Origin of the sequence: Streptomyces lincolnensis, assembly GCF_021173675.1 — a bacterium.
Classification (GTDB): domain Bacteria; phylum Actinomycetota; class Actinomycetes; order Streptomycetales; family Streptomycetaceae; genus Streptomyces; species Streptomyces lincolnensis_B.
In genome coordinates this window covers 26,044-38,798 of sequence record NZ_JAIHON010000014.1, presented here as the reverse complement: position 1 = coordinate 38,798, position 12,755 = coordinate 26,044, and the positions used below count along the sequence as shown (strand labels likewise).

12 protein-coding genes and 2 pseudogenes are annotated in these 12,755 nt (G+C 70.8%); 7 read left to right on the top strand and 7 right to left on the bottom strand.

Annotated features, from left to right (window positions below; translation table 11 throughout):
* Nucleotides 1-71: 71 nt before the first annotated feature.
* Together K4B79_RS35760 and K4B79_RS35755 are read right to left on the bottom strand one after the other, a co-directional pair.
* Nucleotides 72-485, bottom strand: coding sequence for a DUF3151 domain-containing protein (locus K4B79_RS35760; RefSeq protein ID WP_232031589.1), 414 nt, complete (start codon nt 483-485; stop codon nt 72-74).
* A 434-nt stretch (nt 486-919) separates the two neighbouring features.
* Nucleotides 920-1,306: pseudogene (locus tag K4B79_RS35755) on the bottom strand (alpha/beta fold hydrolase); the annotation flags it as partial.
* Nucleotides 1,307-1,598: 292 nt separating this feature from the next.
* Here K4B79_RS35755 and K4B79_RS35750 point away from each other — a divergent pair.
* On the top strand, nt 1,599-3,041 hold the full coding sequence (locus K4B79_RS35750) for an aldehyde dehydrogenase (protein ID WP_232031588.1): 1,443 nt from the start codon (nt 1,599-1,601) through the stop codon (nt 3,039-3,041).
* Between the two features lie 441 nt (nt 3,042-3,482).
* On the opposite strand, the pseudogene K4B79_RS48725 reads toward K4B79_RS35750, so the two are convergent.
* Nucleotides 3,483-3,557: pseudogene (locus K4B79_RS48725) on the bottom strand (SDR family NAD(P)-dependent oxidoreductase); the annotation flags it as partial.
* Between the two features lie 259 nt (nt 3,558-3,816).
* Between K4B79_RS48725 and K4B79_RS35740 the strand changes: the two are divergent.
* From K4B79_RS35740 to K4B79_RS35730, 3 genes are read left to right on the top strand one after another with little or no spacing between them, the layout of a single operon-like run.
* Nucleotides 3,817-4,845: an alpha/beta fold hydrolase gene (locus tag K4B79_RS35740; protein WP_232031587.1), complete on the top strand. Its 1,029-nt coding sequence runs from the start codon at nt 3,817-3,819 to the stop codon at nt 4,843-4,845.
* 55 nt (nt 4,846-4,900) lie between these two features.
* Complete coding sequence (locus tag K4B79_RS35735; protein WP_232031586.1) at nt 4,901-5,149, top strand: hypothetical protein; 249 nt, start codon at nt 4,901-4,903, stop codon at nt 5,147-5,149.
* A complete protein-coding gene (locus K4B79_RS35730) occupies nt 5,149-5,526 on the top strand; it encodes a fic family toxin-antitoxin system, toxin component (RefSeq protein WP_232031585.1) in 378 nt (125 codons plus the stop codon). Before K4B79_RS35735 ends, K4B79_RS35730 begins: the two co-directional genes overlap by 1 nt.
* Nucleotides 5,527-5,661: 135 nt before the next feature.
* Here the strand turns inward: K4B79_RS35730 and K4B79_RS35725 are convergent, their stop codons facing one another.
* Nucleotides 5,662-6,264 carry a TIGR03086 family metal-binding protein gene (locus K4B79_RS35725; protein ID WP_232031584.1) on the bottom strand — a complete coding sequence of 201 codons (603 nt, stop codon included), beginning with the start codon at nt 6,262-6,264 and terminating at the stop codon, nt 5,662-5,664.
* A gap of 284 nt (nt 6,265-6,548) precedes the next feature.
* Between K4B79_RS35725 and K4B79_RS35720 the strand changes: the two genes are divergently transcribed.
* On the top strand, nt 6,549-7,418 hold the full coding sequence (locus K4B79_RS35720) for an alpha/beta fold hydrolase (protein ID WP_232031583.1): 870 nt from the start codon (nt 6,549-6,551) through the stop codon (nt 7,416-7,418).
* Here K4B79_RS35720 and K4B79_RS35715 read toward each other — a convergent pair.
* Complete coding sequence (locus K4B79_RS35715) at nt 7,325-8,509, bottom strand: sensor histidine kinase (protein ID WP_232031582.1); 1,185 nt, start codon at nt 8,507-8,509, stop codon at nt 7,325-7,327. The two genes, K4B79_RS35720 and K4B79_RS35715, sit on opposite strands and share 94 nt — an antisense overlap.
* 255 nt (nt 8,510-8,764) lie before the next feature.
* Between K4B79_RS35715 and K4B79_RS35710 the strand changes: the two genes are divergently transcribed.
* Nucleotides 8,765-9,928, top strand: coding sequence for a lipid II:glycine glycyltransferase FemX (locus K4B79_RS35710; RefSeq protein WP_232031581.1), 1,164 nt, complete (start codon nt 8,765-8,767; stop codon nt 9,926-9,928).
* Nucleotides 9,929-10,000: 72 nt separating this feature from the next.
* Here the strand turns inward: K4B79_RS35710 and K4B79_RS35705 are convergent, their stop codons facing one another.
* Nucleotides 10,001-10,354, bottom strand: coding sequence for an ArsR/SmtB family transcription factor (locus K4B79_RS35705; protein WP_374208546.1), 354 nt, complete (start codon nt 10,352-10,354; stop codon nt 10,001-10,003).
* A gap of 54 nt (nt 10,355-10,408) precedes the next feature.
* On the opposite strand from K4B79_RS35705, the gene K4B79_RS35700 reads away from it, so the two are divergent.
* Nucleotides 10,409-11,173 (top strand): SDR family NAD(P)-dependent oxidoreductase, encoded by a 765-nt coding sequence (locus tag K4B79_RS35700; protein ID WP_232031579.1) that lies wholly within the window; start codon nt 10,409-10,411, stop codon nt 11,171-11,173.
* 196 nt (nt 11,174-11,369) lie between these two features.
* On the opposite strand, the gene K4B79_RS35695 is transcribed toward K4B79_RS35700, so the two are convergent.
* Nucleotides 11,370-12,713 carry a UDP-N-acetylmuramoyl-tripeptide--D-alanyl-D-alanine ligase gene (locus K4B79_RS35695; protein WP_232031578.1) on the bottom strand — a complete coding sequence of 448 codons (1,344 nt, stop codon included), beginning with the start codon at nt 12,711-12,713 and terminating at the stop codon, nt 11,370-11,372.
* Nucleotides 12,714-12,755 lie beyond the last annotated feature (42 nt).

The following is a 12,755-nucleotide window of genomic DNA, read 5'->3' as shown; positions in this document are numbered from 1 at the left end:
ATGGTCCGCCGAAAAGGCAAGGCCCGCCTGATCACACAGACGGGCCACACCGAGGAACCGGAGAAACGCGATCAGCCCAGCGTCTGGGCCGCCGTCGGCGACGAATCCTTCAGGAACTGCGAGCAGCGCTCGTACTCCTCCTGCTCCCCGATCGACTGCGCGGCCCGCGCCAGCCCGTGCAGGGCCCGCAGGAAGCCGCGGTTCGGCTCGTGCTCCCAGGGCACCGGGCCGTGCCCCTTCCAGCCGCTCCTACGCAGAGCGTCCAGGCCGCGGTGGTATCCCGTACGGGCATAGGCGTACGACTCCACCACACTGCCCCGCTCGAACGCCTCGTCGGCCAGGCGGGCCCAGGCCAGCGAGGACGTCGGGTACTTCGCCGCCACGTCCGCCGGCGAGGTGCCGTTCGCCAGCAGCTCCCGCGGCTCCGGATCGTCGGGCAGGTGGGTCGGGGGCGGGCCCCCGAGAAGGTTCTCGTGAATGGACATGCCCCAAGTCTCCTCCATCCCGACGGCGGGGGCGCCATGCGTGGGGGCCGGGGGTCGTAGAGCGGCTGCGGGTGGGTGGGGGCTGGTCGCGCCCACGCGGCGGAGCCGCACATCGATACAGCCCCGCGCCCCTGAGCAAGCTGCGGTCGCCCGGCGACATGAGGCACCCCAGCCGTGGGCGTCGTGGCCGCCCACGGCGGTGAGGGGACGGGGCGGGGGGTGTCCGCCCGCAGCGGCCGGCGTCCGACACGCAGCACAGCTAAAAGCCACAGTTCCGCCGGACCGAGGACGGACACCCCCCGACCCGGGGCCCCCCCCCCCCCCCCCCCCCCCCCAGGGGCCCGCAGCCCCCCCCCCCCCCCCCCCCCCCCCCCCCCCCCCCCCCCCCCCCCCCCCCCCCCCCCCCCCCCCCCCCCCCCCCCCCCCCCCCACTGGAAGCGGGTGCTGCCGTGGCCGCGCAGATAGGGGACGAGGACGCGGTAGCCCTGGTCGGCGAGGAGCGGGGCGACGTCGACGTAGCTGTGGATGTCGTACGGCCAGCCATGTAGGCAGATCACGACCGGGCCGTGGGCGGGGCCGAGTTCGGCGTACCCGACATTCAGCAGGCCGGCCCTGACCTGCTTGACCGTGGCGAAGCCGGTGTGGGTGCCGGGGGTGACGGCGGGCACGGTGGGAGCGGACGGGCCGCGCTGTGTGGACGAGGCGCCCGGTGTGGACGAGGCGGTCGCCGCGGTCTCGCCGGCCGGCAGGCCGGCCGGCGAGACCGCGGCCGCACCGGTGCCCAGACCGACGGCCTTGCCGAAAGTACGCCTGTTGAACATGTGAGACCTTCCGTCATGTGTTTCGGTGACCGGTGCGGGAGCGGGGCCGGCGGCACATACTCTCGTCCGCAACGAACCCGGATACAGCAGTCATATGACGGTGAGCCGCGGGCGAGCCATTCGACCGAGGCCGTGCAGATAGGTGTCGACCTCGACTCTGCCACCTGCGTCGGCTCTCATCTCATAAGAGTATCTCGCATGTGCTCTTAAATCATCAAAGTGCTACATTGAAGTGGCGGATAATAGACGAGCTGATCGGAAGCACCGACAGTGCACGGGAAGAGAGAAGCGCATGATCACCTATGACCGGCTTTTCATCGGCGGTTCCTGGGTCGAGCCGAGCAGTACGGAGTTGCTGGACATCGCCTCCCCGCACGACCGGTCGGTGGTCGGCCGCGCCGCGCAGGCGCAGCCGGCGGACATCGACCGTGCGGTCGCCGTGGCGCGGGCGTCCTTCGAGACGGGGGAGTGGCGGCTGACCCCGCCGGCGGAGCGGATCGCGGTCCTGCGCCGCTTCAACGCCCTGCGCGAGGAGCACGCGGAGAAGATCGCGCACCTGATCTCGCTGGAGAACGGCTCCGCGGGCTGGTTCACCCGCGCCGGCCAACCCGGCCTGACCCGCCAGGCCAACGCCTACCTGAAGGCGGCCGAGGAGTTCGCCTGGGAGGAGACCCTGACGCCCTCCGACCCCGCCTCCCCGGTGCGCAGTGTGGTGCGCCGCGAGGCGGTCGGTGTCGTCGCCGCGGTGATCCCGTGGAACTCGCCCTTCTCCTCGGCCACTTCGAAGATCATCCCCTCCCTGCTCGCCGGCAACTCCGTGGTCCTCAAGGTGTCCCCGGAGAACTCGCTGAGCATGGGATTCCTGGCCGAGCTGCTGGAGCAAGTGGGCCTGCCCGAGGGTGTGATCAGCGTCCTGCCCGCGGACCGGGAGACCAGCGAGTACCTGGTGAAGCACGAGGAGATCGACAAGATCGCCTTCACCGGCTCGACCCGGGCCGGCCGTCGTATCGCCGCGCTCGCCGGCGAGCAGCTCAAGCGGGTCAGCCTGGAGCTGGGCGGCAAGTCCGCCGCGATCATCCTGTCCGACGCCGACATCGACAAGGCCGTCGCGGGCGTGAAGTTCGCCTCCCTGCTCAACAACGGCGAGTCCTGCATCGCCCAGACCCGCATCCTGGCCCCGCGCAGCCGCTACGAGGAGGTCGTGAGCGCGCTGAAGGAACTGGTGGAGTCGCTGAAGGTCGGCGACCCGGACGACCCGGACACCTTCATCGGCCCGATGATCCGCCCTGACCAGCAGGAACGGGTGCGCAACTACATCCAGCTCGGCATCGATGAGGGTGCCCGCCTGGTCACCGGCGGCCCGCACATCCCCGAAGGCCTGGAGAAGGGCAACTACGTCACCCCCACCGTCTTCGCCGACGTGGACAACTCCATGCGCATCGCCCAGGAGGAGATCTTCGGCCCGGTCCTGGTGGTCATCGCCTACGACGACGAGGACGAGGCCGTCCGTATCGCCAACGACTCCGAGTACGGCCTCTCCGGCGGCGTCTGGTCCACCGACGAGGCCCACGCCCTGGCGGTCGCCCGCCGCGTCCGCACCGGCACCATCACTGTCAACGGGGCCTCCATCGCCTTCGACGGCCCCTTCGGCGGCTTCAAGGCCAGCGGCATCGGCCGCGAGTACGGCGCGGTCGGCCTCGGCACCTACACCGAGTACAAGACCATCACCGTCTGACCTGGCGGACCGCACGCACACCCCCGGACGACCGCCGACGGTGGCAGGTGCCCAACCTCCTGCCACCGGCGCGGACTTCCGTGGAACTCGGAACATCGTGTTGTCGGCTTCCCCCGGAAAGTCCGCGGCGCCTCTGACCTCGGCCACCGCCCTGGTCTCCACGGCGCGCGCCTCGCCCGCCTCCAAGCCTATGGCCACGGCCTGGGCGCCCCGCAGGATCCGGCGCGGCGGGTCGTCGTGGTGGGCGATGTCGACGAGGACCCTGGCCGCGCGGATTGGGTCACCCGGCTGTGAACCGTTGTTCTCCGCCCGGTACTTGTTCATGAGGTCGACGGTCTCCTCATAGTCGGCATGGTCGGCGCCCACCGCGCGCAGTTCCATCGACGAGCCCTGCCGGTCGGTCCGGAAGGTGCCCGGCTCGGCGATGACGACCCTGATCCCGATGGGATCGACCTCGCCCGCCAGGACCTCGGAGAACCCCTCCACGGCGAACTTCGCGCTCTGGTAGGCACCCATGCCCGGCGTGCCACCCATCCGTCCGCCGAGCGGCGGACGACCGTCGTTTGACTGCCATGGAACCCATGCGTCACCGATTGAGAGAGCCTGCGCTCGACACACACGTATGCACCGAAGCAACCCACAGGACCGCACCGCGCCGCCGATCCTTGACAGACACACCTGACACGACAATTCTAGTCACCTGTTAGAGCGGTGATGGATGCAGGTGTGTGTGCGAGCTGCTCCGAACGCTCCGGATCGAACACGAGGAAGTGACATGATCAGCAGGCGGAGACTGACCCAGGCCATGACGGCGGCCGCGGCGACCGGAGCTGCCGGCGTCACCGGAGTGGGGCGGGCGTCGGCACACACGAACGGGGCGCCGACCGGACGGATCGCTCCTGACCTGGGCCCCGTACGTCATACCCGCACCGACGTCCTCGACATCGCCTACCACGACGTGGGCCCGTCCCACGGCACCCCCGTGATCCTCCTGCACGGCTGGCCCTTCAGCCCTGTCGGCTCCTACGCGGAGGTGGCGCCCGCGCTCGCCCGGCGCGGATACCGCTGCTACATCCCCTACCTGCGCGGCCATGGAGAAACCCGGTTCCTGCGCGCGAACACGTTCCGTTCCGGTCAGCAGGCGGCACTCGGCGCGGACCTGATCGCCTTCATGGACGCACTGCGCATCCCGCGGGCGCTCTTCGCCGGATACGACTGGGGCGGGCGGGCCGGCGACGTGGCCGCCGCGCTGTGGCCGGAGCGCTGCACGGGCGTGGTCTGCGTGAACGGCTACCTCATCCAGAACCTCGCCGTCGCCCAGGAGCCGCTGCGGCCCGCGATCGAGGAGGGCACCTGGTACTTCTTCTACTTCCTCACCGAACGCGGCCGCAAGGGACTCCAGCGCAACCGGGAGAACCTGGCCCGCGTCGTCTGGCACCGCAACTCTCCCGAATGGCGGTTCACGGAAGCCGAGTTCGCCCAGGCGGCGAGGCTGTGGACCAACCCGGACTACGTCGACGTGGTGATCCACAGCTACCGGCACCGCCTGGCCGCAGCCCCCGGCGACCCCCGGTACGCCGGACTGGAACGAAGGCTCCTCGACCAGCCGAAGATCACCGTCCCCGCCGTCACCCTGGACGGCCAGGCCGACGGCGTCATCCCGCCGACCGACGGCAGTGGCTACGCCCCGCACTTCTCCGGCCCCTGGAGCCACCACGTCGTCCCGAACGCCGGCCACAACCTCCCCCAGGAGCAGCCCGAAGCGTTCGCCGCCGCGATCCTGGAAGTCGACGCCATGGGATGACCGTGCACCTCGCCGTCCTGCGGTCCCGGGCGGTAACACCTGTTACCATACGGGCATGGCAAAGACCCAACTCGGCGCCCGCGTCGACGACGAAGTGGCCGAACTCGCCAAGGCCCGGGCCAAGGACCGCGGCCTGAGCGTCGGCGACTACATCGCGCACCTGGTCAGGGAGGACGTGGACGGCCTGCGCGCCCGGGGGCTGGACGCCGCGCGCCGCTTCCTCGACGAACACCAGGCACTCTTCGACGAGGCCGAGAGCGACGACGCGGGCCGGGAGGCCACCCCGGGCGCCCACGCCGCGTAATGGACCTGCACATCGACGTTCCCTGGATCCTGCAGGTGGCCGAGATCGCCGGCGCCCGCGACCCCGCCCCCGACGACTACGGCATCCCGGTCGCCGCCGTCGCCGCCCACACGGCGGAACTCCTCGACCAGCCCGTCTACGACGGCCCCTACGCCCGAGCCGCCGCCCTCGTCCACGTCCTCGGTCGCTGCCGGTGGCTGGAACGCTCCAACATGGCCGTGGCCGCCGCCACCGGCGTCATGTACCTGGAGGCCTCCGGCATCCCTCTCAAACCCACCCGCGACGACGCGATCGCCCTGCGCGACCTGCTCCGCGACCCTGCCTGCACGACCTCGACCATCGCGACCCTGCTGCGCTCGTGGCCGACCACCACCTGACCAGGCACGGGGCGACACACTCAAGGCGAACCTGCTGTTCGCGTCAACCACCAGCACACCCTGCAGCCGGGCGCCGTCCAGCAAGCAGCGGTCAAGTCCGTCGGTGAAGCGGGAACGTGATCGACCGGACGGCTCCTACGAGGCGCTCCAGCGGGGGTCGCGGCCGAGGTAACGCAGGAGAACCGCCACGTCGTCGTCGCCCTGCTCGGGGGCCAGGGCGGCGGAGTACGCGTGGGGGCGCAGCGGCTCGGCGATCTCTCCGGCGATCTTGAGGAGGGGGCGGGCCAGTTCGGACGTGAGCGGCGACGGCCGGCCCGTCGCCACGGCGATGTCCCAGGCGTGGACCGCCGCGTCCAGCCCGCACGCCGCCGAGCCGGACCACGGGGACAACTTGTGCGGCGGCACCGGCACGGGCACCTCGACGGCGCCCCGGTCGACCCCCGCCCAAGCCCTCGCCGCGCGTGCCAGGGCGTCCTCCAGGAAGGCCGCCGGGTCCACCCCCTCCAGATCGCCCGACGGAGCGAACGGGTTGAAGCCGGGGCCGGGTTCGCCGGTCAGCGCGGCGGCGTAACCGATCTGGTCGCCGACAGCGTGCTGGAATACCTGGGTGACGGTCCATGCCGCACAGGGCGTCGGCAGATGCCAGCCGTCGGCGGGGACGGCGCCGACCGCCGCGCGCAGTGCTTCGTGGGAGGCCTCCAGGACGTCCCAACCGCTGGAGATCGCGCCATCGCTCATCGAAGAGTTCCCTTTCGTGGTGCCGTCACAGTGATGAATGGTGATGTCATGCGTCCACTCTCGGCCCGTGACGCCGGCAGAACCAGTGCCCTCTGCGACGGCAGGACTCCCCGTACCAGACGTGACGGCTCTACGGCGACGAGTCCGGCCCCGGCCAAACCCGAGCGTTCGCTTGCTGCGCTGGTCCCGCGGTCAGGACTGGGGCCGTCGGCAGGTACTGGCCCGGCGCGGAGTGACGCCCGCCGCACCGATGAGTTTCAGGGGCGGGGCCGGTCTGCACGGGTATGGAGACTCACACACTCACGACAGCGGACGCCGACCTCGTCTATGACGTTCGCGGGCCGCTGCCGACCACAGATGGACGCCCGCCCCTGTTCATGATCGGGCAGCCCATGGATGCCACTGGCTTCGTCGCGCTCGCGGCGCGCTTCCCCGACCGGACGGTGGTCACCTACGACCCGCGCGGGCTCGGTCGGAGCACTCGAAAGGACGGTTGGGTCGACCACACGCCGCAGACGCAGGCCGACGACGTGCACGCCGTCATCGAGGCGCTCGGGGCCGGGCCGGTGGAGATGTTCGCGAGCAGTGGTGGCGCGGTCACCGCGCTCGCGCTCGTGGCGAAGTATCCGGCGGACGTGACCACCCTGGTCGCGCACGAGCCGCCGCTCATCACCCTCACGCCGGACGGCCCGGCGGCCGTGCGGGCGCGGGCCGGCGTCCGGGAGGCGTACGAGAAGAGGGGGTGGGGGGCCGGGATGGCCGCATTCGTGGTCATGACCTCGTGGGAGGGAGAGTTCACCGACGCGTACTTCGAACAGCCGGAGGCGGATCCGGCGGCTTTCGGGATGCCCGCGGAGGATGACGGCTCGCGCGACGATCCGCTGCTGTCCGACCGGTCATGGGCGGTAAGCAGCTATCGGCCGGATGCCGACGCTCTCGCCGCTGCGCCGACTCGCATCGTGATCGCCGTGGGCGAGGAGTCCGAGAACGTGCAGACCGGACGCACCTCCGACGCGACCGCCGAGCTGCTCGGCCAGCAGGTGACCGTCTTCCCGAGCCATCACGGCGGTTTCCTGGACGGCGAGTTCGGATATCCGGGGAAGCCGGACGAGTTCGCGCATCGACTGCGGGAGGTTCTTGGCGGCGCCTCGTAAGCCAACCGCCGGAGGTGCGGGGACGCTGTGGGCAGTTCTACGGTGATGCGGAGCCCGCCGGCGGGGCGCGGGGTGAGGGTGAGCGTTCCGTCGTGTGCCTGCGTGATGGTCTTGACGATGGCCAGGCCGAGGCCGACGCCCGCGTGGTCGGTGTGTACGCGCTCGGTGCCGCGCCGGAACGGCTCGGTCAGCGTCGAGACCAGCTCCGGGGCGACCTGCTCACCGGTGTTCTCGACAGTGAGCACCACTGTCCTGGAGCGGAGTTCGGTGGTGACCCACACGCTGCCCTGTGCGGGCAGGTTGTGGACGATCGCGTTGTGGACGAGGTTGGTGGTCAGTTGCAGCAGGAGCGCCGGCGATCCGGTCGTGGGAGCGATGTCACCTTCGGTCTCAAGGGCGACGCCGTTCTTCTCGGCGAGGGGGAGGAGTGTTTCGGTGGCTTCCTCCGCCATGAGGGACAGGTCGACGTGTTCTCGCGTGAAGGACCGCCGGTCGGCGCGGCTGAGCAGGAGCAGTGCCTCGGTGAGGTCGATGGCCCGGGTGTTCACGGCGTGGAGGCGGTCGACGAGTGGGTCGGCGGCACGGTTGGGATCGGCGCGGGCCACATCGAGCAGTGACTTCGAGACCGCCAGCGGAGTGCGCAACTCGTGGGAGGCGTTGGCCGCGAATCTCTGCTGTTCGGCGACGTGTGCCTCGAGCCGGGCGAGCATCGCGTCGAAGGCGTCGGCGAGTTCGCGGAACTCGTCCGTGGGGCCCGGCAGTCGGATCCGGTGGGAGAGCGACCCGGTCGAGGCCAGGCGGGTGGCGTGGGTGATACGGGTCAGAGGGGCGAGCATGCGGCCGGCGAGGATCCACCCTCCCACGAGACCGAAGACCAGCAGGAAGAGCAGCACGCTCCCCGCGGCCGTCGCGAAGTCGCGCAGGAGAAAGGAGCGGATCAGCACCCCGCCGGAGACCGGCGTATAGGCAGGCAGGTGGCGCAGGACGAACACCCACATCGCCGCGAGCAGCAGGAAGCCCGCGACCATGAGGAATCCGGCGTAGCTGAGGGTGAGTCTGACGCGTACGCTCAGCCCGGCCTGCCTATCCACGGTTCCCGCTCTCGACGATCCGCACACGCATGCCTTCGACGCTACGAGTGGGCGCATATCGTCGGCGTATCGAAAACCGCATACGGGCCGGCAACACCACCCTGCCTTGACTGCGGGCATGTCCTACAGCGAACCAGCGCGAACAGCGGCCCAGACCCGGTGGTACCCCAGGTGTATCGGCGCCCCGTCCGGCAACGCCGACGTGTGGGCGGCGGACCGGTGAGCCGCAACGCGCTCCGCCGAGGGGCCGGAGCCGTGGGCGGGGGGCTGACCGTCAGGCCGATCAGCGTCGCCGAGCACTTGGCGTTCGTACGGGCCCAACGGTCGGTCAGCTTCCTGCAGACCCCGGCATGGGGCCGGGTCAAGACCGAGTGGCGCAGCGAATCACTCGGCTGGTACGACGACCGGCAGCTGGTCGGTGCCGGACTCGTCCTGCACCGCCCGGTACCGCGCCTCGAACGCTTCACGCTGGCCTATCTGCCCGACGGCCCGGTCATCGACTGGACCGGCGAGATCGACGCGTGGCTCGACCCGCTGGCGGCCCACCTCAAGGCACACGGCGCGTTCGCGATCAGGCTCGGTCCGCCGGTGCGCACGAACGCCTGGAGTGCCGCCCAGGTCAAGGAGGGCATCGCCGACCTGGGTGTCAAGCGGCTCACCGAGATACCCGGGCAGTGGGCCGACCCGGTCGGCGCCCGCGTGACCAGCCGGCTCAGGGACGCCGGCTGGCTGCCGCAGAGCCCGGAGGACGGCTTCGGGGTCGGGCATCCGCAGTTCCGGTACGAGATTCCGTTGACCGGCAGAACCGAGGACGACCTCCTCAAGGGCATGAACCAGCTCTGGCGCCGCAACATCAAGAAGGCCGCCAGAGAGGGCGTCGAGGTCACGGTCGGTGAGGACCTGAAGGCGTTCCACGACCTCTACGTCCACACCGCCGAACGCGACCGCTTCACGCCCCGGCCGCTGCCCTACTTCGAGACCATGTTCGCGGCGCTGCGCGCCGAGGCCCCCGAGCGGATCAGGCTCTACCTGGCCCACCACCAGGGCGACCTCGTCGCCGCCACCGTCCTGATCCGCGTCGGCGCCCACGCGTGGTACGCCTACGGCGCCTCCTCCACCGAGAAGCGCGAGGTGCGCGGCTCCAACGCCTGCCAGTGGGCGATGATCCGCGACTCACTGGCGGCCGGCTGCGACGTCTACGACCTGCGCGGCATCACCCCCACCCTCGACGCGGACGACCCGCACGTCGGACTGATCCAGTTCAAGGTCGGCACCGGCGGCCAGGCCGTGAGACACGTCGGAGAGTGGGACCTGCCGCTGCGGCCGATGGTCTACCGGGCCTTCGACCTCTACATGAGAGAGCGCGGACACATGATGCGGCGCGGGCGCCGAGAAGCTGTGACGAAACCCCAGGCGTGAAGGGGCCCGCTCACGCCTGCCGTTACATTCCGCAGGTACCACGACCATGTCCGCAGATAGCTCTGGTGTCCCTCAGGCGGACGGTGAGTCGTCGGCGAGGCCGACGTGGGCGCCGACGTCGTCGCGGTGGGCGGCGCCGAGGACGGCGTTCAGCAGCCCTGGGAAGCGGGCGTCGAGATCGTCCCGGCGTAGTTCGACGAAGCAGCGGGTGCCTTCCTGCCGGGTGCGGGTGACGCCGGCGTCGCGGAGTACGCGCAGGTGATGGCTGAGGGTTGACTTGGCTACCGGGGCGCGCAGTTCGCCCCATCCGTGTTCACGGTCGTCGGCGAGGACGCGCACCAGGCCGACCCGGATGGGGTCGTTGAGCGCCCCCATCACGTCGATGAGGGTGATCTCGTTCGGAGCGGGATGTCGCGCTTGCTTCATGGCGACCATGCTACGTTATTCGATGTTTCACGAACATCGAACATTGAGGTGACCATGAGTGCCAAGTCTCCCGCAGACCTCGCCGAACGCGTCGTCATCGTCACCGGTGCCGGATCCGGGATCGGCCGTGCCGCAGCGCGCGCCTTCGCCGACGTCGGCGCCCGAGTGCTGGGAGTCGGCCGCCGCATCGATGCCCTGAAGGAGACCGCCGCCGGGTATCCGGCCATCGCCCTCCATTCGGCCGATCTGAGCGACCCAGGGGCACCTGAGCAGGTGGTCGACGCCGTAATTGACCGCTGGGGACAACTGGACGTACTGGTCAACAACGCCGGAGCCGCCAAGGTGATGCCACTGGCCGACACGACCGCCTCGGGCATCACCGCCCTGTTCGACCTCAACGTCGTCGCGCCCAGCCTCCTGGCGCGTGCCGCGCTGCCGCATCTGTGCCGGAGCCGGGGCACGATCGTCAACGTCTCCAGCACCTTCGGCCATCGGCCACTGCCGGGCGGCGCCCACTATGCGGCCTCCAAGGCCGCCCTCGAACAGCTCACCCGCAGTTGGGCGGTGGAGCTCGCCGCTGACGGCATCCGCGTCAACGCCCTCGCCCCAGGCCCGACCGAAAGCCAGGCCCTGGCCGCCGCCGGACTCCCCGAGACGGTCATCGAACAGATCAAGCGGGAGGAGGTTGCCCGTATCCCCCTCGGCCGCCGCGGTGATCCCGACGAGGTCGCCACCTGGCTCCTGCGCCTGGCCGATCCAGCCACCACCTGGCTCACCGGGCAGATCCTCACCATCGACGGCGGCTTGGAACTGACCTGACAGCCCTCCGTTCTTACGGAGTGTGAACGCGCAGATCCAGTAGCCGTGATCACCGGCAGTTGACCCGACGAGGTTTCAGTACAGTTTCTGAGCTTGCTGAGCTCGGATCCGTCACCGGCCGTTCGGCACCCTGTGGTCTTCGGGCGGCGGCCTCGAACAACTCGGCGTCGCGGATCTTCCGGCTCGCCCCGGCGAACTACGCGAGCGCGGCGGCGACCTCGTCGAGGCGCGCCCCGCGGGAGGCCTTGACGAGCACCACGTCGCCGGCGGCGAGGTGGCCGCGCAGCCAGTCGACGGCCGCGTAGTTGTCGGCCAGCACCACCGCCCGCTCTCCCATGCCGTCGGCAATCGGCCGGGCGGCCTCGCCGACCGCGGCCACCACATCGGCCCGGGAGGCGGCGTACCGTCCGACGGCACGGTGCTCGGCCTCACTGTCGTCGCCGAGTTCGAGCATCTCGCCAAGAACGGCGATGCGGCGCCCGCCCTCGATCGCCGCCAGCGCGTCCAGGGCGGCACGGGTCGAATCGGGGTTGGCGTTGTAGGAGTCGTTGAGCAGTGTGGCGCCGCCGGAGAGTCCGCGCGGTTGCATGCGCCACTTCGACAGCGAAGCGGTGGCCAGCCCCGCCGCGGCCACGTCGAGGGATACGCCGGCCGCCAGCCCCGCCGCCGCGGCAGCCGACGCGTTGATCGCCTGGTGGGCGCCCACGTGCGGCAACGCGACGGGAACGGACGCGGCGGCGGTCCGCAGCGTGAAGGACGGTCGGCCGAGCCGGTCCAGCGCCAGGCCGAGCGCACGCACCTGGGCGTGCTCCGCCCGGCCGAAGGTCAGCACCGGACCGTCGGTCAGCGAGCGCATCGCGGCCACCCGGGGATCGTCGGCGTTGAGGACGGCGGTGCCGCCGCGCGCCAGCCCTCGCACCAACTCGCCCTTGGCCCTGGCGATGGCCGCGCGCGATCCGAACTCGCCGAGGTGGGCCTTGCCGACGTTGAGGACGACGGCGATGTCGGGCGCGACCAGGCCGGTGAGCTCGGCGATGTCGCCGACGTGACGGGCTCCCATCTCAAGGACGAGGAACCGGGTGGCCGCGTCGGCGCGCAGCATGGTGAGCGGCACGCCGAGTTCGTTGTTGAGCGAGCCGATCGTGGCGATCGTCGGCGCGGCGCTCGAAAGTACGGCCGCCAGCAGGTCCTTGGTGCTGGTCTTGCCCTGCGAACCGGTCACCCCGACAACGGTCAGTCCGTCGCGCAGCCGGCCCACGACGTGGGCGGCGAGCGTCTGCAGCGCGGCCCGGGGATCGCCAACGACGACGGTGGGCAGCGGCGTGGGCCGGGAGCCGAGCACGGCCACGGCACCGGACCGGCCTGCCCGCTCGGCGTAGTCGTGGCCGTCGACGTGCTCACCGGCGAAGGCGACGAAGAGGCTGCCCTGTTCGGCCTGCCGGCTGTCGAGGACGGCCGGCGCGGTCACCGTCACGGACCGGTCGCCCGAGACCGTCCCGCCGACGAGCGCGGCGATCTCACCGAGACTGAGCGGGATCATGCCGAGGCCTCGGGGGTCTCGCGGGTCTCGGGAAACGGGTGC